Origin of the sequence: Novosphingobium profundi, assembly GCF_018491765.1 — a bacterium.
Classification (GTDB): domain Bacteria; phylum Pseudomonadota; class Alphaproteobacteria; order Sphingomonadales; family Sphingomonadaceae; genus Novosphingobium; species Novosphingobium profundi.
On record NZ_JABWCU010000006.1, the window covers coordinates 1 to 17,415 of the forward strand.

General features: G+C 65.1%; 21 protein-coding genes and 1 tRNA gene. 19 read left to right on the forward strand and 3 right to left on the reverse strand.

The window, feature by feature from the left end:
* The first annotated feature begins 100 nt into the window (after nt 1-100).
* The gene (locus tag HT136_RS06695; RefSeq protein ID WP_214198811.1) at nt 101-646 is read left to right on the forward strand and encodes a P-loop NTPase family protein; all 546 of its coding nucleotides are present in this window, start codon (nt 101-103) and stop codon (nt 644-646) included.
* Between the two features lie 20 nt (nt 647-666).
* Here the strand turns inward: HT136_RS06695 and HT136_RS06700 are convergent, their stop codons facing one another.
* Complete coding sequence (locus HT136_RS06700; protein WP_214198812.1) at nt 667-1,275, reverse strand: NAD(P)-dependent oxidoreductase; 609 nt, start codon at nt 1,273-1,275, stop codon at nt 667-669.
* Between the two features lie 55 nt (nt 1,276-1,330).
* On the opposite strand from HT136_RS06700, the gene HT136_RS06705 reads away from it, so the two are divergent.
* The 11 genes from HT136_RS06705 to rpmE all read left to right on the forward strand — a co-directional run bounded on the left by HT136_RS06705 (nt 1,331) and on the right by rpmE (nt 11,530).
* Nucleotides 1,331-1,750, forward strand: a complete 420-nt coding sequence (locus HT136_RS06705) for a winged helix-turn-helix transcriptional regulator (RefSeq protein WP_214198813.1) — start codon at nt 1,331-1,333, stop codon at nt 1,748-1,750.
* Nucleotides 1,751-1,859: 109 nt separating this feature from the next.
* Entirely contained in the window at nt 1,860-2,582 is a 723-nt protein-coding gene (gene pyrH, locus HT136_RS06710; protein WP_214198814.1) for a UMP kinase, read from the forward strand.
* Nucleotides 2,583-2,584: 2 nt separating this feature from the next.
* The gene (gene frr, locus HT136_RS06715) at nt 2,585-3,142 is read left to right on the forward strand and encodes a ribosome recycling factor (protein WP_214198815.1); all 558 of its coding nucleotides are present in this window, start codon (nt 2,585-2,587) and stop codon (nt 3,140-3,142) included.
* 31 nt (nt 3,143-3,173) lie between these two features.
* Nucleotides 3,174-3,863 carry a polyprenyl diphosphate synthase gene (uppS, locus tag HT136_RS06720; RefSeq protein WP_214198816.1) on the forward strand — a complete coding sequence of 230 codons (690 nt, stop codon included), beginning with the start codon at nt 3,174-3,176 and terminating at the stop codon, nt 3,861-3,863.
* Nucleotides 3,850-4,623, forward strand: a complete 774-nt coding sequence (locus tag HT136_RS06725; protein WP_214198817.1) for a phosphatidate cytidylyltransferase — start codon at nt 3,850-3,852, stop codon at nt 4,621-4,623. The genes uppS and HT136_RS06725 overlap by 14 nt, the downstream gene beginning before the upstream one ends.
* Nucleotides 4,624-4,631: 8 nt before the next feature.
* A complete protein-coding gene (locus HT136_RS06730) occupies nt 4,632-5,795 on the forward strand; it encodes a 1-deoxy-D-xylulose-5-phosphate reductoisomerase (RefSeq protein ID WP_214198818.1) in 1,164 nt (387 codons plus the stop codon).
* An 18-nt stretch (nt 5,796-5,813) separates the two neighbouring features.
* Nucleotides 5,814-7,190, forward strand: a complete 1,377-nt coding sequence (gene rseP / locus HT136_RS06735) for an RIP metalloprotease RseP (protein WP_214198819.1) — start codon at nt 5,814-5,816, stop codon at nt 7,188-7,190.
* Nucleotides 7,191-7,363: 173 nt separating this feature from the next.
* Nucleotides 7,364-10,018, forward strand: a complete 2,655-nt coding sequence (gene bamA / locus HT136_RS06740; RefSeq protein ID WP_246543431.1) for an outer membrane protein assembly factor BamA — start codon at nt 7,364-7,366, stop codon at nt 10,016-10,018.
* The gene (locus HT136_RS06745) at nt 10,018-10,704 is read left to right on the forward strand and encodes an OmpH family outer membrane protein (protein ID WP_214198821.1); all 687 of its coding nucleotides are present in this window, start codon (nt 10,018-10,020) and stop codon (nt 10,702-10,704) included. Before bamA ends, HT136_RS06745 begins: the two co-directional genes overlap by 1 nt.
* A 27-nt stretch (nt 10,705-10,731) precedes the next feature.
* The gene (gene fabZ, locus HT136_RS06750) at nt 10,732-11,184 is read left to right on the forward strand and encodes a 3-hydroxyacyl-ACP dehydratase FabZ (protein WP_214198822.1); all 453 of its coding nucleotides are present in this window, start codon (nt 10,732-10,734) and stop codon (nt 11,182-11,184) included.
* 118 nt (nt 11,185-11,302) lie between these two features.
* Nucleotides 11,303-11,530, forward strand: coding sequence for a 50S ribosomal protein L31 (rpmE, locus tag HT136_RS06755; RefSeq protein WP_214198823.1), 228 nt, complete (start codon nt 11,303-11,305; stop codon nt 11,528-11,530).
* 91 nt (nt 11,531-11,621) lie between these two features.
* On the opposite strand, the gene HT136_RS06760 is transcribed toward rpmE, so the two are convergent.
* Together HT136_RS06760 and HT136_RS06765 are read right to left on the reverse strand one after the other, a co-directional pair.
* Nucleotides 11,622-11,984, reverse strand: a complete 363-nt coding sequence (locus HT136_RS06760) for a PilZ domain-containing protein (protein ID WP_214198824.1) — start codon at nt 11,982-11,984, stop codon at nt 11,622-11,624.
* A 104-nt stretch (nt 11,985-12,088) separates the two neighbouring features.
* Nucleotides 12,089-12,721 (reverse strand): prolyl hydroxylase family protein, encoded by a 633-nt coding sequence (locus HT136_RS06765; protein WP_214199211.1) that lies wholly within the window; start codon nt 12,719-12,721, stop codon nt 12,089-12,091.
* 180 nt (nt 12,722-12,901) lie between these two features.
* On the opposite strand from HT136_RS06765, the gene HT136_RS06770 reads away from it, so the two are divergent.
* The 7 genes from HT136_RS06770 (at nt 12,902) to HT136_RS06800 (ending at nt 17,398) form a co-directional block, all read left to right on the forward strand.
* A tRNA-His gene (locus HT136_RS06770) sits at nt 12,902-12,978 on the forward strand.
* Between the two features lie 106 nt (nt 12,979-13,084).
* A complete protein-coding gene (ccmC, locus tag HT136_RS06775; protein ID WP_214198825.1) occupies nt 13,085-13,813 on the forward strand; it encodes a heme ABC transporter permease CcmC in 729 nt (242 codons plus the stop codon).
* 3 nt (nt 13,814-13,816) lie between these two features.
* Nucleotides 13,817-13,957 carry a hypothetical protein gene (locus tag HT136_RS06780; protein ID WP_214198826.1) on the forward strand — a complete coding sequence of 47 codons (141 nt, stop codon included), beginning with the start codon at nt 13,817-13,819 and terminating at the stop codon, nt 13,955-13,957.
* 6 nt (nt 13,958-13,963) lie between these two features.
* Nucleotides 13,964-14,416: a cytochrome c maturation protein CcmE gene (ccmE, locus tag HT136_RS06785; RefSeq protein ID WP_214198827.1), complete on the forward strand. Its 453-nt coding sequence runs from the start codon at nt 13,964-13,966 to the stop codon at nt 14,414-14,416.
* The gene (locus tag HT136_RS06790) at nt 14,413-16,380 is read left to right on the forward strand and encodes a heme lyase CcmF/NrfE family subunit (protein ID WP_214198828.1); all 1,968 of its coding nucleotides are present in this window, start codon (nt 14,413-14,415) and stop codon (nt 16,378-16,380) included. The genes ccmE and HT136_RS06790 overlap by 4 nt, the downstream gene beginning before the upstream one ends.
* A complete protein-coding gene (locus HT136_RS06795) occupies nt 16,377-16,949 on the forward strand; it encodes a DsbE family thiol:disulfide interchange protein (RefSeq protein ID WP_425516884.1) in 573 nt (190 codons plus the stop codon). The genes HT136_RS06790 and HT136_RS06795 overlap by 4 nt, the downstream gene beginning before the upstream one ends.
* Nucleotides 16,946-17,398: a cytochrome c-type biogenesis protein gene (locus HT136_RS06800; protein WP_214198829.1), complete on the forward strand. Its 453-nt coding sequence runs from the start codon at nt 16,946-16,948 to the stop codon at nt 17,396-17,398. Before HT136_RS06795 ends, HT136_RS06800 begins: the two co-directional genes overlap by 4 nt.
* Nucleotides 17,399-17,415: the final 17 nt, after the last annotated feature.

Consider the following 17,415-nt stretch of genomic DNA (forward strand, 5'->3'; position numbering starts at 1 on the left):
CGAAAAAGGCCGCAGGAGCACACGCTCCTGCGGCCTTTTTCTTGGCCATCGTGCCGAGCGGGGATAGCCTCTCGGACTTCGACATTCCGGGCGGTCCACCATGCTTTCCCTCGATCAACTGGGGCCTCGAATCTGCGTTCTGGGTCCGTCAGGTTCGGGGAAGTCGACGCTGGCGCAGGCGATCGGCGTCGCGAAAGGCTTGCCAGTCGTTCATCTCGATGTCCTTTACCATCTGCCCGGAACCGATTGGCTGCCGCGACCTCCAGGCGACTTTGCCACCCTTCACGAGGCCGCCATCGCGGCGCCTGAGTGGGTGCTGGACGGGAACTATTCGGCGAATTTTCCTCGGCGATTCGCCTGTGCCACCGGAGTGATCCTCCTCGATGTCCCGACGGCGACCAGCCTCTGGCGATACGTACGAAGGTGCCTGTTCGAGCGCGAGCGGGCAGGCGCGCTGCTCGGCGGGCGCGACAGCATCAAGTGGAAGATGATCCACCACATCGTCGGCCCGACACGCCGTAACCGCCAGCGTTATGCGCGGGAAGTCGAGAGGCTCGACATCCCCGTGCTTCGCCTGGGATCGCCACGCGAACTGACCGCCTTCTATCGCGCCGAAAATCTGGATCGCCAGGCCCGGCAGCGCTGAGCCTGGCGCGCGGTCCAAGTTCAGTACGCGGCGGTGAAGCGGGCGCGGCTGTGGGCGTGGGCTTCGAGTTCGTCGACCATCGCGATCGCGTAGTCGGCAAAGCTGATCGTGCTCTCGCCCTTGTCGTTGACCACGAGGTCGTCTCCGCCCTTGCGGTAGTGGCCGAGGCGCTCGCCTTCGAAGATGATCATCGCGGGCGAGAAGAAGGTCCAGTCGATGTCGGTGCTGGCCTTGAGGTCCTCGAGGAAAGCTATGCCACCCAGCGCGGCGGGCTTCCAGTCCTCGGGGAAGCAGGGGCCATCGATGAGACGCACGCCGTCCGGGCCTTTCAGGCTGGCCGCGCCGCCAGTGACGAGCAGGCGGGGGACGTCGGCTGCGCGCAGCGCCGCAAGGAGCGTGCTGGCCGGAACGTCGAAATGCAGCGCGCTGATGACGGCTTCGCTTCCGGCGATCAGCGGGGCGAGGGCGGCCCCGTCGGCCGCATCGCCAGCCACGGGCGTGATGCCCGGCGAGGCCGGGATCTTTTCGGGGTGGCGCGCGATCGCGGTGACGACGTGGCCGCGTGCGGCGGCTTCCTGGGCTATCTGCGATCCGGCGCGTCCACTGGCGCCCAAAACGGCAATCTTCATGGTTTAGTCCTTATGTGGTTACCAATGGGTACCAGGTGTGCTATCGTCAGCGATCATGCAAGAAGGCACTTTTTCCGCACCGGGTTACGCCGCAGTAACCGCCGTTCGCCAGGCCGACGTCTTCGCGGCTAATTGCCCCACGCGCCAGTTGCTCGATCGCATCGCCGACAAGTGGAGTGTGTTGATCCTGACGACGCTCGGCGCCCAGGAGATGCGCTTCAATGCCTTGCGGCGGCGGATCGAGGGCGTCTCGCAAAAGATGCTGAGCCAGACGCTGCGCGCGCTCGAGCGCGATGGACTTGTCGAGCGCCATGTCGTGGCGAGCGTTCCGGTGCGCGTGAGCTATACGATCTCGCCGCTCGGCGGCGAGCTTCTCGAGGCCTTGCAGGCCATGATCGCCTGGGCGCAGACGCGCATGGATGCGGTCGCCCTGGCCCAGGAAAGCTACGACAAGCGGATGGCCTTGGTCAGCTGAACAATACCGAACGCAGTATCCGTCCGGAAATCTAGGTTCTCGCCCTTGGCAAGGCGCACGCGCCCTCCTAAAGCCCTTGCCGACCCCCAGTTCAGGAGATTGTGCGGCGATGAGTTCCTCCCCCTATAAACGCGTGCTTCTCAAGCTCTCGGGTGAAGTTCTCATGGGCAGCCAGCAGTTCGGGATCGATCCCGAATTCGTCGCGGAACTGGCCAAGGAAGTTAAGGCGGCCAAGGACACCGGCCTCGAGATTTGCCTCGTCATCGGCGGTGGCAACATCTTTCGCGGCATGGCCGGCGCCGCGCGCGGCATGGACCGCGCCCAGGCTGACTACATGGGCATGCTCGCAACCGTCATGAACGCGCTGGCGATGCAGAATGCGCTCGAGCAGCTCGGCGTGCCCACGCGCGTGCAGTCGGCCATCGAGATGGACAAGGTCTGCGAACCGGTGATCCGCCGCCGCGCCGAGCGCCACCTCGAGAAGGGCCGCGTGGTGATCTTCGCCGCGGGCGTGGGCGCCCCTTACTTCACCACGGATTCGGGCGCCGCGCTGCGCGCCGCCGAAATGCGCTGCTGCGCGCTGCTCAAGGGCACGAGTGTCGACGGGGTCTACGACAGCGACCCCAAGACCAACTCGGACGCCAAGCGCTACGACAGCGTCGATTACGATACCGTCCTGGCCGACAACCTGAAGGTCATGGACGCTTCCGCCGTGGCGCTATGCCGCGACAACGCGATTCCGATCGTCGTCTTCTCGATCCGCGAACAGGGCAATCTCGCCGCTGTTCTGGCGGGCGAAGGCACCAAGACGATCGTGCAGAAAGGAGCCTGACGATGGCCAAGTACGACAAGGATGATCTCGAACGCCGCATGGCGGGTGCCGTGGAATCGCTCAAGGGCGACCTGACGGGCCTGCGCACCGGCCGTGCCAGCACCCAGCTGCTCGATCCGGTGACGGTCGAAGTCTACGGCTCGAAGATGCCGCTGAACCAGGTGGCGACCGTCTCGGTCCCCGAACCGCGCCTGATCTCGGTGCAGGTGTGGGACAAGTCGAACGTGGGCCCGGTCGAGAAGGCGATCCGTTCGGCCGGTCTCGGGCTCAACCCGATCAATGACGGCAACACGCTGCGTCTGCCGATCCCCGACCTCACCGAGGAGCGCCGCAAGGAGCTTGCCAAGATCGCCGGTCAGTACGCAGAAAAGGCCAAGGTCGCGATCCGCAACGTGCGCCGTGACGGCATGGAAGCGCTCAAGGCCGACGAGAACAAGAAGGAAATCTCGGAAGACGACCGCAAGCGTGCCGAGACCGACGTGCAGAAGCTGACCGACGAGCAGATCAAGGCCGTCGATGAGGCTTACGGGGCCAAGGAAAAGGAAATCCTCGGCAAGTGATGCCCACACTGTTCGTCCTGGGAGGGGTCTGATGGGGGCCGACGAACCGAAGTCCGTGCGCCACGTTGCCATCATCATGGATGGCAACGGGCGCTGGGCCAAGAAGCGTTTCCTGCCGCGGGCCATGGGCCACCAGCGCGGCGTCGAGGCCGTGCGCCGGGTGGTGCGTGGAGCCCGCGAGCTGGGACTGGAAGCGCTCACGCTTTATGCCTTCTCGACCGAGAACTGGCGCCGTCCGGAGGAAGAGGTCTCCGACCTCATGAGCCTGATGAAGCGCTTCATCCTCTCGGACCTCGATGAGTTTGCGCAGGCGGGCGTGCGCCTCAAGATCATCGGTGACTATTCGGCCTTCAAGCCCGACGTCGTCGAGCTGATCGAGGGCGCCATCGAACGCACCGCCGCGAATTCGGGAACGACGCTGGCTGTCGCGCTGAACTACGGCGCGCAGGATGAGATCGCGCGCGCGGCGAGCAAGGCCGCCGCCAAGGGCGCGATCACGCCCGAGACGATCGCGGCCGAGCTCGACACGGCGGAGCTTCCGCCGCTCGACCTCCTGATCCGCACCTCGGGGGAAGTGCGTCTTTCGAACTTCCTTCTTTGGCAATGTGCCTATGCCGAGCTCTACTTCACCGACGTGCTCTGGCCCGACTTCACGCTCGACCATCTGCGCGAGGCACTGTCGTGCTTTGCCGGCCGCGAGAGGCGTTATGGAGGGCGCTGACCGCAAGGCGAAGGGGGCCTCGGACCTCAAGGTGCGTTCGGCCTCGGCCGTGGTCATGCTTGCCCTCGCGGGCACGGCGGTGTGGATGGGCGGCGTCCTGTGGACGGCCTTCGTCTGCGCCGTGGCGCTTGGCGTGCTCTACGAATGGGTGCGCATGGCGCGCCGGGCGACGCAGGACCCGGTCCACCGCGGCCTCTGGAATTTTGCCGGCATGTTCTACGTGGGGGTGGGCGCGGCGATGCTCCTGTTCCTGCGTAACCCGGCCTTTACGCTGGCCCCCCTCCTGACGGTGATGCTGTGCGTCATCGCGGTCGACGTCGGCGCCTATTTTGCCGGGCGTACCTTCGGGGGGCCCAAGATCGCACCTGCGATCAGCCCGTCCAAGACCTGGTCGGGGTTGGTGGGGGGCTGCACCGGGGCGACGCTCGTCCTGTTCGGGGCGGTCATGCTCTGGCACCGGGGCAGCCTTGCGATCAGCGCTTCGAGCGATCCTGCGGCGCACCAGGCGTGCTTCGGCTCGCAGCCCTGCTGGTACCTGACCGCCAATCCGGTCGCGCTTTTTGCGCAGTGCCTGCTCTTCGGGATCATCCTTGCGGTCTGTGCCCAAGGCGGTGATTTCCTCGAGAGCTGGATGAAGCGCCGGGCGGGCCTCAAGGACTCCGGGAATCTCATTCCGGGACACGGTGGGCTGTTCGACCGGGTCGACGGCCTGTTGGCGGTGCTCTTCGTGCTTGCCCTGATGATCCTCTTTCAGCCATGATCAGCGCAATGACGCAAGAACAGCGCACGATATCCATTCTGGGAGCGACCGGGTCGATCGGCAGTTCCACACTCGACCTGATCCGCCGTAATCGCGATGCGTGGCGGGTGGTCGCCCTGACCGCCAATGGCAATGCGGTTGCACTTGCGAAGCTTGCCCGCGAATTCTCGGCCGAGATCGCGGTTGTCGCCGACGAGGCCTGTCTTCCCGAACTGCGCGAGGCGCTGGCGGGCAGCGGGATCGAGGCGGCCGGCGGCGCGCAGGCGCTGGTCGAGGCCGCAGCACGCGGCGTTGACATGACCATCGCCGCGATCGTCGGTTGTGCGGGCCTTGCGCCCACGATGGCGGCGATCGAGCAGGGCGGGCTGATCGGCCTCGCCAACAAGGAGGCGCTCGTTTCGGCGGGCGGGATCATGACTGCCGCCGTCGCGCAACATGGCGCGACACTGCTGCCCGTCGATTCCGAGCACAACGCGATTTTTCAATGCCTGCAGGGCAACAAGGCGAGCCACGTGCGCGCGATCACGTTGACGGCCAGTGGCGGCCCGTTCCGCGAATGGACGGCCCAGCAGCTGGCGGCGGCAACCCCGGCGCAGGCGGTCAAGCATCCCAACTGGTCGATGGGCGCCAAGATCAGCGTCGATTCGGCAACGATGTTCAACAAGGGCCTCGAGTTGATCGAGGCGCACTACCTCTTTCCGGTCGGCCTCGATCGGCTCCGCATCGTCGTGCACCCGCAGTCGATCGTGCATTCAATGGTCGAATACCAGGATGGCTCGACGCTGGCGCAGCTCGGCCCCTCGGACATGCGCGTGCCGATCGCCTCGGTTTTGGCCTGGCCCGAGCGCATGGAGACCCCCTGCGGTCCGCTCGACCTTGCCGCCATCGGCGAGCTGACTTTCCGGGCCCCGGATGAAGTGCGTTTCCCGGCTACGCGCCTGGCGCGCGAGGCGGCTCGGGCCGGAGGTGCGATGCCTGCGGTTCTGAATGCGGCGAACGAGGTTGCTGTCGACGCCTTCCTGCGGGGCCGGATCGGCTTCACGCGGATTGCCGAGGACGTTGAGCGCGTGCTTGCGAGCTACGCGCCCTGCGCGCCTGCAAGCCTCGACGAAGTGCTTGCCGTCGACGCCGAGGCGCGTCAGCAAGCGCTAGGATTGATGCCATGCGCCTGATCGAAGGGAATTGACGCAATGGGCGTCCTGACAACCGTTTTCGCATTCCTGCTGGTGCTCGGGCCGCTCGTGGTGATTCATGAACTGGGCCACTACCTCGTCGGGCGCCTGTTCGGGGTGAAGGCCGAGGCTTTCTCGGTCGGCTTCGGCAAGGAGCTGGCCGGATGGACCGACCGGCGCGGCACGCGCTGGAAGCTGAGCGCGCTGCCGCTTGGCGGCTACGTCCAGTTCGCGGGTGACATGAACCCGGCGAGTGCCCCCGATAGTGGTGCTGCTGCATCGGTTTCGCCGCAGGAGCGGGCGCAGATGTTCCAGTTCCAGCCCTTGTGGCAGCGCGCGCTGATCGTGTTCGCCGGGCCGCTGACGAATCTGCTGCTGTGCGTCGCGATCTTTGCCGCCTTCACGTTCTTCCAGGGCAACCGCGTCATCGAGCCGGTGATTTCCGATTTCGCCGAGCATTCGGCGGCGAAGGCCGCGGGGCTCGCAATCGGCGATCGCATCGTCTCGATCGACGGGCAGGGCGTGGGCGACGTGCAGGACGTAGCGCGCTACGTGATGCTGCATGCCGACGGGCGCGTGCCGGTGGTGGTCGAGCGGGCGGGAAAGCAAGTGCGCCTGCCGGTCACGATCGCAACGCGCGAGATCGACGACGGCTTTGGCAAGAAGGCGCGGATCGGCGATCTCGGGATCGCGTTCGACCAGCCTGTCGTGGCCGGCTTTGCGCCGGATTCCCCCGCCAAGGCGGCCGGCTTCGCGGTCGGCGACCGGATCGTGCGCATCGACGACGTCGACGTCACCAGTTTCCAGGATGTGGTCGGGCAAGTCCAGCCAAGGGCCGGGCAGACCTTGCGCTTCACCGTGCTGCGCGAAGGCGCGCGCCACGTTTTCCTGGTGCCCGTCCAGAAGGCGATGCGGCCCGATGGCGAGGGCAAGGCCAAGGCGGTCGGCATGATCGGCGTCGAGGCGCAGATCGGGCGTCTGGTGCCCGTTGGACCGTTCAAGGCGGTGGCGATCGGGTTCGACCGGTCCTTCGAGTTGCTCTCGGACATGCTGACAGGATTGCGCCAGATCGTATTCGGCGAACGCTCGGTCAAGGAACTGGGCGGGCCGATCAAGATCGCGCAGGCCTCGGGGCAGCAATTTTCGCTGGGTTGGGAGAATTTCGTGGGCTTCGCGGCCTTCATTTCGATTAACTTGGCATTCATCAACCTCCTGCCAATTCCGGGGCTCGACGGAGGACATCTGGCTTTCTACGCAGCGGAATGGGTCCGCCGCAAACCCCTGGACGTACGTAGCCAGGAATGGGCGATCCGCACGGGGGTAATGTTTCTTCTCGCCCTGATGCTGTTCGTCACAGTGAACGACATTGTCGCCTTGCCGATTTTCGGGGGATAGGGCGGAAAAAACTTCAGGGATCTTGGCGTCGCCGGGTTTGGCTGCTTGATCGTGGCGAGCGCATCAGGCAGATGGCTGCGGTCTTGCGCAGGTTTTGGTGCAGACCTGTGAATTTAGTCGTAGATCGCGCAGACGCGTTTATCGGGAATTTGCTTGGAATGATCGGAGTGAAAATGGTTCGCAGCACTGAGGCTCGCCGCACGTCACACGTCGCGGCCGTGCTCCTTGGGACCACGATCCTTGCGGGCGCGCCGGGAAATGCTTTCGCCCAGGACGACGGGGCCCAGGCCGCTCCGGTGGAAACGACCGCCGAACCTGGCGCGCAGACGATCAAGTCGATCACCGTGAAGGGCGCCGAGCGCCTGGAGCAGCAGACGGTGCTTTCCTACATCAAGCTGCGCATCGGCCAGCCCTACACCAAGGCGGCGGCCGACGGCGCGCTCAAGGACCTTTACGCGACCGAACTGTTCAAGACGGTCGAGGTCACCAACGACAATGGCAACGTCGTGGTCGAGGTTCAGGAAAACCCGGTCATCAACCGCATCATCCTTGAGGGCAACAAGCGCATCAAGGACGACAAGATCACGCCCGAGATCAAGCTCGCCCCGCGCCAGATCTTCACCCGTTCGAAGGTCCGTGCGGACGTTGCGCGCATCATCGAGCTCTACAAGCGTCAGGGCCGTTACGCCGCGACCGTCGAGCCCAAGATGGTGGCTCTCGACCAGAACCGCGTCGACATCGTCTTCGAGATCACCGAGGGCGACAAGTCAAAGGTTCGCCAGATCAACATCATCGGCAACAAGGAGTTCTCCGACGGAGAGCTGCGTTCGCAGATGGTGACCAAGCAGTCGCGCTTCTTCCGCCTGTTCTCGTCGGCGACGAGCTACGATCCCGATCGCATGGCCTTCGACCAGCAGAAGCTGCGCCAGTTCTACCTGACTGAAGGCTACGCCGACTTCCGCGTCGTTTCGGCCGTGGCCGAGCTCACGCCGGACAAGAAGGACTTCATCATCACGTACGTGGTGGAGGAAGGCGAGCGTTACAAGTTCGGCGACGTGAAGGTCGAAAGCCAGATCCGCGACTTCGACAGCGAGAAGCTTTCGAAGAACCTGCCGATGAAGGCGGGCGACTGGTACAACGCCAAGATGGTGGAAGACACCATCGAGAACCTCAACAACACCGCCGGTGCCTTCGGCTATGCCTTCGCCGACGTGCGTCCGCAGTACGATCGCGACAAGGACAACCTCACCATGGGGCTGACCTTCGTGATCCGCGAGGCACCGCGCGTCTATGTCGAGCGCATCGACATCAACGGCAACACGCTGACCCAGGACAAGGTCGTGCGCCGCGAGTTCCGTCTTGCCGAGGGCGACGCGTTCAACTCGCTGCAGGTCAAGCGCTCGACCAACCGCATCAAGTCGCTCGGCTACTTCCAGGAGAAGTTCGAAGTCGAGCAGAAGCCGGGCAGCGCGGACGATCGCATCGTGCTCGAGGCGAACCTCGAAGAGAAGCCGACCGGCGAACTCCAGCTTTCGGCCGGTTTCTCCAGCCTCGAGAGCTTCATCTTCCAGGCCTCGATCAAGCAGCGCAACTTCCGCGGCCGCGGCCAGACGATCGGTCTTTCGGGCAGCTATTCGTCCTACTCGAAGTCGGTCCAGGCCAGCTTCGTCGAGCCCTACCTGTTCGACAAGAACATCTCGCTCGGCGTCGACATCTACCGTCGCGACTACAACAACTTCAACTACTACAACTCGGATCGCAACACGACCTACGAGCAGACCACGACCGGTTTCCAGGTTCGTGCGGGTGTTCCGGTGACCGAGTACATCACCGCCGTCGCGCGCTATACGCTGAACTACGACGACGTCTCGCTCTCCAAGAGCCAGTTCTACTCGATCGACGACAACGGCGATTATTCGTGCGATCCGCTGCGCGCCGGCCGTTACTTGTGCGACGCAATCGGCAAGCGCCTGAGCTCGATCGTCGGGTCCTCGCTGATCTACGACACGCTCGACAACCGCATGCATCCGACGCGCGGCGTGACGGCGCAGATCAGCGCCGACGTGGCCGGTCTTGGCGGCGACGTGAAGTACGTGCGTCTGCGGGCCAACGCGGCGAAGTACTATTCGATCGGCAAGGGCTTCATCTTCTCGCTGCAGGGCGAGGGTGGCCTGATCGAGCCCTACGGCGGCGACGACTACGTGCGCCTGACCGACCGTTTCTACCTCGGTGAGCCGCAGATCAACGGCTTCGCGATCCGCGGCATCGGCCCGCGCGTCATTCGCCAGTACTACAGCGGTCCGGTGAACGACGAGGATTCGGCGAAGTCGAGCAAGTCGGACGACGCGCTGGGCGGTAAGTACTACTACATGGGCCGTGCCGAGCTCGAGATTCCGCTGGGTTCGGGGGCACGCGAAATGGGCCTGCGTCCTTCGATCTTCGCCGACGTCGGTGCGGTATGGGGCACGAAGAAGCCCGAGTTGACGCAGTGTGACGGCGATTCCGGCTGCTTCATCGGGACGCGCGACAGCGACGGCAACCAGCTGTACTATGTCAACAACGGTACCGCGAACGGTTACGACTCGTCGAGCTACACGACGACCACCAGTTCGACCACAAACGGCATCGCCAACCAGGCGATCGGTTCGACGAGCTACTTCACCGAGACTTACGTTGGCGACACCTGGTTGCCGCGTGTTGCCGTGGGTGTCGGCGTGAACTGGAATTCGCCCTTCGGGCCGTTCCGCATCAACATCTCGAAGGTCCTCCTCAAGCGCGAGGGCGACGACACGAAGGTCTTCAATTTCAACGTGGGAACGCAATTCTGATGAAAACCCTTTTCAAGTCCGCTGCGCTGGCGTCCACCCTGGCGCTGGCCACCGTTGTCGCTCCGGCCGCCGTCTCGGCGCAGACCTCGGGCACCATCGTTCCGGGCCTCGGCGTCGCCGACCTGGAAGGCATCGTGATGAGCTCGAACGCCAACAAGACCGCACGTGAGCAGCGCGCGACCACCTACAAGGCGCAGATCGACCAGGCCAATGCGCGCCGCACCGCGATCCAGGCCCAGCTCGACCCGCTCATCCAGAAGTACCAGGCCGACAGCCGCGCCGCGAAGCCCAACGAGGCCGCTCTCCAGCAGCAGGCCGCGCAGATCCAGCAGATCCAGCAGCAGGGCCAGCAGGAACTGCAGCAGATCCTGGCGCCCGTCTCGCTGTCGGAAGCCTATGTCAACGAGCAGATCGAGGACAAGCTGAACGACGCGGTCAAGACCGCAATGACCAAGAAGAAGGTCACCATCCTGCTCAACCCGCAGGCGATCCAGGCGATTTCGGACGGTGCCTACTCGCTCAACCAGGACATCCTGAACGAGCTCAACACCGCGATCCCGAGCGCGCAGATCGTCCCGCCGCAGGGCTGGGAACCGCGCCAGGTCCGTGAAGCGCGCGCTCGCCAGGCCGCCGCGGCCGGCCAGCAGGCTCCGGCCGCCGGCGCCAAGGCCCCCGCAGGCCGCTGATTTTCTGAAGACGAGAGTACAGGCAAGATGAGCGAACCGGGCGAACTGGTCTACGATATCCCGAAGATCCTCCAGGCCCTGCCGCATCGCTACCCGATGCTGCTGGTCGACCGTGTGGTTTCCTTCGACGAGGAATCGATCCACGCGGTCAAGGCCGTGAGTTTCAACGAGGATTTCTTCCAGGGCCATTTCCCCGGTCGTCCGATCATGCCCGGCGTCCTCCAGATCGAGGCGCTGGCGCAGACGGCGGGCATCCTCGCCATCGAGACGCTCGGGCTCGCCGGTTCGGGCAAGCTGGTCTATTTCATGGCGATCGAGAACGCGAAGTTCCGCAATCCCGTGACGCCCGGCCACTTGCTCGATCTCAAGGTCAGCTTCGTCCAGAAGCGCGCGCGCGTCTGCAAGTTCGCGGGCGAGGCTTCGATCGACGGCAAGGTGACCTGCGAGGTTGCCTTCACGGCGATGATCGCGGACGCCTGATCGGCGATCCTGACCGCCGTTGCCGCGCAGGGCTTGCATTTTTGCACGCCGCGCGGTAAGGGCGCCGCTTTCCAGGGCAGGCCGGTCGGAACCGGCCATATGCAAGAGAGATTACGACATGAAGGCCGATACGCATCCCGACTACCACATGATCACCGTGCAGATGACCGACGGCACGACCTTCCAGACCCGCTCGACCTGGGGCTCGGAAGGCGACACGCTCGTTCTGGACGTCGATCCCACCACGCACCCGGCCTGGACCGGTGGTCAGCAGCGCGTCAACGAAGGCGGCCGCGTTGCCCAGTTCAACAAGCGTTTCGGTGGTCTCTCGCTCAACAAGAAGTGAGCGACCGGTTCATCCGAACCTGTTAACGAAAAAGGGCGGTCCTGCGGGGCCGCCCTTTTTCGTTGTACAATGCGAACCGGGCGAGGCGGGGTCAGCGGGTGTCGCACTCGGCGATGAGCCCCTGCCAGAGCGTGTCGGAAGCGCCGATGGCCTTGACGAACTCGAGGCCTGCCTGGTCCTCGTGAACCCAGCGCACGAGCGCGCCGTGTCCCGAAGCGAGGTATTCAACCCCGGCGCCACGGTGGAGCGTGAGCGCCTGCGACGGCCTCAAGTCGAGGCCGTCTGCCTGGACGCAGCACCCGTGGCTGGAGAGATCGACAAGCCAGACGCGCCCGCGCGGTGCGCCGTTGGTGCGCAGGAACAGGCGATGGCGGGTCGGGTGGCGGTGTTCGCGGCGTCTCTCGTCGAGGCTCACCGCCGGAGATGCGGCGCCGGGCGCCACGGGTCTGGTCATCGTGGCGGGATCCTGTCTCGTCCGCTGCAACAAGCGCAAAGACTAGTCGAGCAAGGGTTGTCCGGTGCTGAATCGCGCCCGCGATAAACTACGTGGCTGGCGAATCAGCCCCAGGGGTGTTCGCGGAACCATTGCGTCAGGACATACTTGCGGCCCTTGCGCACTTTCATGGCGTGGTGGAGCGTGGCGGGGTTGGGCGAACCGTCCGGGCGGCGGTTGTTCCAGCACACCAGCTTGCCGCGTTCGGGCTGGATGATCTTGTCGGCGACCTTGAATCGCGTGGCGCCACCGGCCTCGACCGTGTTGAGGTAGAGCATGTAGGTCCAGGTCCGCTGACCGGCGACCGAGCAGTACTTGGCGAACTCGGGTCGGTCGGGTTCGAAGTAGTCGGTGTGGGCCTTGAATTCCTGACCCACCTCGTAGCGCTGGCCCTGGAGTGGTTCGGCGTGCGTGATCGCGATGCCCGACAGCGCGCAGAGCCGGTTGCGCAGGTCGGCGACGTCGGGATCGCTGGAGGGAAGATCGCATGTCGAACTCGTGCGGAAGACGTCGTCGCCGTTGTAGCCGGTGATCGTGGAGGGGCGGTGATGCGATTCGATCCGCGCGATCAGCGTGTCGCACTGCGCGGGCGTGAGGAAATCGCGCAGGATGTACATCTCGATTCGCGGCGAAGGGACGCGCAACGCGCCGGGGTGGGCCTGGATCGGGACGGCGTAGGAATCGGTAGTGGCGACCATGGCGGGCACGATAGACCGTGCCTGCCTCCAAGAAAATTGCATGAGTTGTGCTTTGCATCGCTTTTTTGCTTGGCAAGCACCGCATCTGTGTGCAAAGGCGCGCTCCCGCACAGAGGAGACGGCAACGTTCTCCCAGACAGCGGATGTTTCCCGGCCTGCATCGGTCAGACGGGACGTGTGGCGATTGTAGCTCAGTTGGTCAGAGCGCCGGTTTGTGGTACCGGAGGTCGTGGGTTCGAACCCCATCAATCGCCCCATTTTCTTCCAGCTTCGTGATACTTTAGCCCGGTTCCCGGGTGAAAATGACGTATCTTTGACGCGAGTCACTTGCTCCTTTCGGTGCGGTCTTTAGAAGCGCGGATCATGCACGGCTTTGCCAATCCTGCCCGTTTCCTGCGCATTGCACGCTGGCTCATGCCGCTGTGCATGGGCGCTGGCATTTTCATCGCACTTGCGGCCCTGGGATGGGGCCTCCTCTTCGCGCCTGCGGAGCGTCTGCAGGGCGAAACGGTGCGCATCGTTTACCTCCATGTGCCTTCGGCCTGGCTGGGCATGGCCGGTTGGAGCGGCATTGCCATCGCCAGTTTCACGCAGCTTGTCTGGCGCCATCCGCTGGCGGGCATCGCGGCCCGAGCCTGTGCGGTACCCGGCGCGGTGTTTACCGCGATCTGCCTCGTCACGGGCTCGCTCTGGGGGCGTCCCGCGTGGGGGACCTGGTGGGTGTGGGACGGCCGGCTGACTTCGATGCTGGTCCTCCTGTTCCTTTATTTCGGCTGGATCGCGCTCGCTCAGGCAAGCGAAGCTTCGGACGGCGCGGATTCCAAGGCGCCCGCGATTTTCGGTCTGGTCGGGGCGATAAACATTCCGATCATCCACTATTCGGTCATCTGGTGGAACAGCCAGCATCAACCGCCCAGCATCACCACCGGCGGCTCGGCGATGTCGGGCGCGTTCCTGTGGCCCTTGCTGATCGCGATGTTGGGTTTCACGCTGCTTTTTGCAGGCGTCGTGCTGGCGCGCATGCGCGCCATTCTCGCCCAGCAGCAGGCCGAGGCGCGGCTTCGCCGCAAGGCCCTGGCGCAAGGAAACTGATCGATGCGCGAAGCTCTTGATCCCTGGACCTTCGTCATGGCCGCCTATGCCATCGGCGTGGGTGGCACGGCCCTTATGGTCGGTTGGTCGCTGATCACGATGAAGCGCGCGGAAAAGCGGCGCGACGAAGCAAGGAAGCGCTGAGAGACGATGGCTATCAAGGCAAAACACCAGCGCCTGGTCCTGCTCGGCATCGCGATGGTCGTGCTGATCGGCGCGGCGATCCTGGCGATCTGGGCGCTTCGCAACCAGGCGAGCTACTTCTACGTGCCGCGCGAGATCATCGCCAATCCGCCGGAATCCTCGCGCGGGGTGCGTCTGGGCGGGATGGTCGAAAAGGGCTCGATCCACACCTTGCCCGATGGCGTGAGCATCGCCTTCGTCGTGGAGGACAACCAGGCCAAGGTGCCGGTGACCTTCCGCGGCATCGTGCCCTCGCTCTTCGTCGAGGGATCGGGCGTCGTTGCCGAAGGGCATATGGGATCGGACGGCACGTTCGTTGCCGACAACCTGCTCGCCAAGCACGATGAGAACTACGTACCGCGAGAGATGCAGAACATGACGGGCAAACAGATGCAGCAGGCAATGGCCAAGGGCAAATGATCGCGGAACTGGGATTGGCCGCGCTCTGGCTCGCGGCGGCACTCGCCGGGCTGCAACTGCTGGGCGGCGCTCTGGCGCAGACCGAACGCGGCGCGGCGCTGGGCGGCGTGGTGCGTCCCGTCGCGGTGGTGCAGGGCCTGCTCGCGCTCTTCGCCTTCTTCTGCCTGATCTACGTCTTTGCGGTCACCGACCTTTCGGTGAAGCTCGTCGCGCTCAACTCGCACGCGATGAAGCCGCTCGTCTTCAAGATCGCCGGGGCCTGGGGCAACCACGAGGGCTCGATGTTGCTGTGGGTGACGGTGATGGGCCTTGGCGGCGCTTTCGTCGCGCTTATCGAGCGGCGCCTGCCTGAGCGGACGATGCTGGCGACGCTCGCCGGACAGGCTTTCGTAAGCCTGGGCTTCTATGCCTTCCTGCTGCTTTCCTCGAACCCTTTCGAGCGGCTTTCGCCGGTTCCAGCCGAAGGGCAGGGGCTCAACCCGCTCCTCCAGGACCTTGGCCTCGCGTTCCATCCGCCCACGCTCTACCTGGGCTACGTTGGCCTATCCATCGCGTTCAGCTTCGCCATCGGCGCGCTCGTCACGCGCGAGGTGGGGCCCGCCTTCGCCCGCGCGATGCGGCCCTGGGTGCTGGGCGCCTGGATTTTCCTGACGGTCGGCATCACGGCCGGTTCGTACTGGGCCTATTACGAGTTGGGCTGGGGGGGCTGGTGGTTCTGGGACCCGGTCGAGAACGCCTCGCTCATGCCCTGGCTCGCCGCGACCGCGTTGCTGCACTCGGTCGGCGTGCTCGCCTCGCGCGACGCGCTGCGCACCTGGACGGTGATGCTGGGCGTGGTTGCTTTCTCGATGTCGATGGTCGGCACCTTCCTGGTGCGGTCGGGCATTCTGACGAGCGTGCACGCCTTCGCCGTCGATCCCGAGCGCGGCAGCTTCATCCTGGCGCTGCTTGCCATCAACATCGGCGGGGCACTTACGCTTTTCGCCTTGCGCGCGGGTACGGTGAGCGAAGGCACGCGCTTCGCGCCCGTCAGCCGCGAGGGCGCGCTGGTGATCAACAACGTGCTGCTTTGCGCGATCCTGGGGATCGTGCTGTTCGGCACGCTCTACCCGCTGCTGGCTGAGGCGCTTGGTGCACAGGTCTCGGTGGGGCCTCCCTACTTCAACCCGATGAGTGCGCTGTTCGCGGTGCCGATGCTGCTGGTGCTCGCCGTGGGGCCCTTGCTGCGCTGGCGCCGCGATACTTTCGCGCGAGTCGGCAAGGGGCTGGTCATTCCGGCCATGCTGGTCGTCGCGATGGGTATTGCTCTTGTCGCCTTCGCCAAAGTGCCGCTGCTGCCGTTCCTCGGTCTGGTGCTGGGCGTCGGGCTCGCCTGGGCGAGCGTGCTGCCCTTGCGCGGGCGCAACTTGCGCCGTCTGCCGCTGGCGGTCTGGGGAATGGTCCTCGCGCACTTCGGCATCGCGGTGGCGCTGATCGGCATGAGCAGCGAAAGCGCGTTCTCGAGCGAGAAGCTGGTGGCCGTGCACGTGGGTGAGATCACCCAGGTCGGCCCCTGGGGCGTGAAGCTCGACCGCATCGAGCCGATCGCCGGTCCCAACTGGACCGCACTTCAGGCGCGCCTGCTGGTGCGCTATGGCGGGGACGGCAAGGTCGTTCGTCTGGCGCCGCAGTCGCGCACGTTCTGGGCGCCGCCGCAGAACACGGCCGAATCGGCCTTGCTCACGCGCTGGAACGGGCAGCTCTACGCGGTTCTGGGCGGCGAGGCCGAGGGCGGACGCTGGCAGCTGCGGCTGTGGTGGAAGCCTTTCGTGCCGCTGATCTGGATCGGCGGCCTGCTGATCGCGCTCGGTGGCCTGCTTGCGCTCATGGGCCGCGTGACGACGGACCTCCGTCGCAGCGTCATCAGCGATCGCATCGCGGACCGGCGGGACGATGAGCAGAGGCTGCGGGAGGAACGGGCATGAGCGACAAGGCGATGAGCGAGACAAGCGCCGGCGTGCGTCCGCGCCGCTGGACGATCTGGTTGCCCCTGGGGGTCTTCGCGGCTTTCGTGGCGCTCGTCCTGATCGGTCTGCTGCGCCCGGCCGATCATACGGTGCGCAGCGCACTGGTCGGAAAGCCGATGCCCACCTTTGACCTGCCGCCCGCGCTGCCCGGCCGCGACGGCCTCGCCAGCGCGGTGCTCACCAATGGGAAGCCGCATCTCGTCAACATCTTCGCCAGCTGGTGCATTCCCTGCCGGGTCGAGGCGCCGCAGCTTGCGGAGCTGGCCAAGGCGGGCGTGCCGATCGAAGGCATCTCGGTACGCGATTCGAAGGACAACCTGCTCGCCTTCCTGCAGGAGAACGGTGATCCCTATCAGCGCATCGGTGCGGACGACGACGGACAGGTGCAACTTGCGCTTGGTTCTTCGGGCGTTCCCGAGACCTACATCGTCGATGGGAAGGGCGTGATCCGCTACCAGCACGTCGGCGAAATCCGCGCGGACCAGCTCGCGATGATCCTCCAGAAGCTGGACGAGGCGGGCCGATGAAACGGCTGTTGCTGGCCCTGACAGCGCTTTTCGCGCTTACCGCCCCGGCGCTGGCGCAGCAGGAGCAGTCGACCGCGCCCTACGCTTATCGCCAGCTCGATGATCCGGCCAAGGAGCGCACCGCCAAGGCGCTCATGGAGACGCTGCGCTGCCTGCAGTGCCAAGGGCAGTCGATCGCCGACTCGGACGCGCCGATCGCGGGCTCGATGCGCAGCCTGGTGCGCGAACGAATTGCGGCTGGTGAAACGCCTGAGCAGATTCGCGCCTGGCTGATCGAACGCTACGGCGACTACGTCAGCTATGCGCCCCAGCTCACCGAATTGACCTGGCCGCTCTTCGCGGTACCCTTGGTCTTTCTGCTGGTGGCCTTCCTGCTGCTGCGCCGCCGTTTCACCTTGCGGCGCGATGCCTTGGACGTCGCGGGCGATGCCCCGGGGGATGAGGCATGATCTGGTTTTTCCTTGTC

Bases quoted from the DNA above. Each gene is read 5' to 3' on its own strand.
- HT136_RS06695 (WP_214198811.1), top strand. From the start codon at position 101: ATGCTTTCCCTCGATCAACTGGGGCCTCGAATCTGCGTTCTGGGTCCG.
- HT136_RS06700 (WP_214198812.1), bottom strand. From the start codon at position 1,275: ATGAAGATTGCCGTTTTGGGCGCCAGTGGACGCGCCGGATCGCAGATA.
- HT136_RS06705 (WP_214198813.1), top strand. From the start codon at position 1,331: ATGCAAGAAGGCACTTTTTCCGCACCGGGTTACGCCGCAGTAACCGCC.
- pyrH (WP_214198814.1), top strand. From the start codon at position 1,860: ATGAGTTCCTCCCCCTATAAACGCGTGCTTCTCAAGCTCTCGGGTGAA.
- frr (WP_214198815.1), top strand. From the start codon at position 2,585: ATGGCCAAGTACGACAAGGATGATCTCGAACGCCGCATGGCGGGTGCC.
- uppS (WP_214198816.1), top strand. From the start codon at position 3,174: ATGGGGGCCGACGAACCGAAGTCCGTGCGCCACGTTGCCATCATCATG.
- HT136_RS06725 (WP_214198817.1), top strand. From the start codon at position 3,850: ATGGAGGGCGCTGACCGCAAGGCGAAGGGGGCCTCGGACCTCAAGGTG.
- HT136_RS06730 (WP_214198818.1), top strand. From the start codon at position 4,632: ATGACGCAAGAACAGCGCACGATATCCATTCTGGGAGCGACCGGGTCG.
- rseP (WP_214198819.1), top strand. From the start codon at position 5,814: ATGGGCGTCCTGACAACCGTTTTCGCATTCCTGCTGGTGCTCGGGCCG.
- bamA (WP_246543431.1), top strand. From the start codon at position 7,364: ATGGTTCGCAGCACTGAGGCTCGCCGCACGTCACACGTCGCGGCCGTG.
- HT136_RS06745 (WP_214198821.1), top strand. From the start codon at position 10,018: ATGAAAACCCTTTTCAAGTCCGCTGCGCTGGCGTCCACCCTGGCGCTG.
- fabZ (WP_214198822.1), top strand. From the start codon at position 10,732: ATGAGCGAACCGGGCGAACTGGTCTACGATATCCCGAAGATCCTCCAG.
- rpmE (WP_214198823.1), top strand. From the start codon at position 11,303: ATGAAGGCCGATACGCATCCCGACTACCACATGATCACCGTGCAGATG.
- HT136_RS06760 (WP_214198824.1), bottom strand. From the start codon at position 11,984: ATGACCAGACCCGTGGCGCCCGGCGCCGCATCTCCGGCGGTGAGCCTC.
- HT136_RS06765 (WP_214199211.1), bottom strand. From the start codon at position 12,721: ATGGTCGCCACTACCGATTCCTACGCCGTCCCGATCCAGGCCCACCCC.
- ccmC (WP_214198825.1), top strand. From the start codon at position 13,085: ATGCACGGCTTTGCCAATCCTGCCCGTTTCCTGCGCATTGCACGCTGG.
- HT136_RS06780 (WP_214198826.1), top strand. From the start codon at position 13,817: ATGCGCGAAGCTCTTGATCCCTGGACCTTCGTCATGGCCGCCTATGCC.
- ccmE (WP_214198827.1), top strand. From the start codon at position 13,964: ATGGCTATCAAGGCAAAACACCAGCGCCTGGTCCTGCTCGGCATCGCG.
- HT136_RS06790 (WP_214198828.1), top strand. From the start codon at position 14,413: ATGATCGCGGAACTGGGATTGGCCGCGCTCTGGCTCGCGGCGGCACTC.
- HT136_RS06795 (WP_425516884.1), top strand. From the start codon at position 16,377: ATGAGCGACAAGGCGATGAGCGAGACAAGCGCCGGCGTGCGTCCGCGC.
- HT136_RS06800 (WP_214198829.1), top strand. From the start codon at position 16,946: ATGAAACGGCTGTTGCTGGCCCTGACAGCGCTTTTCGCGCTTACCGCC.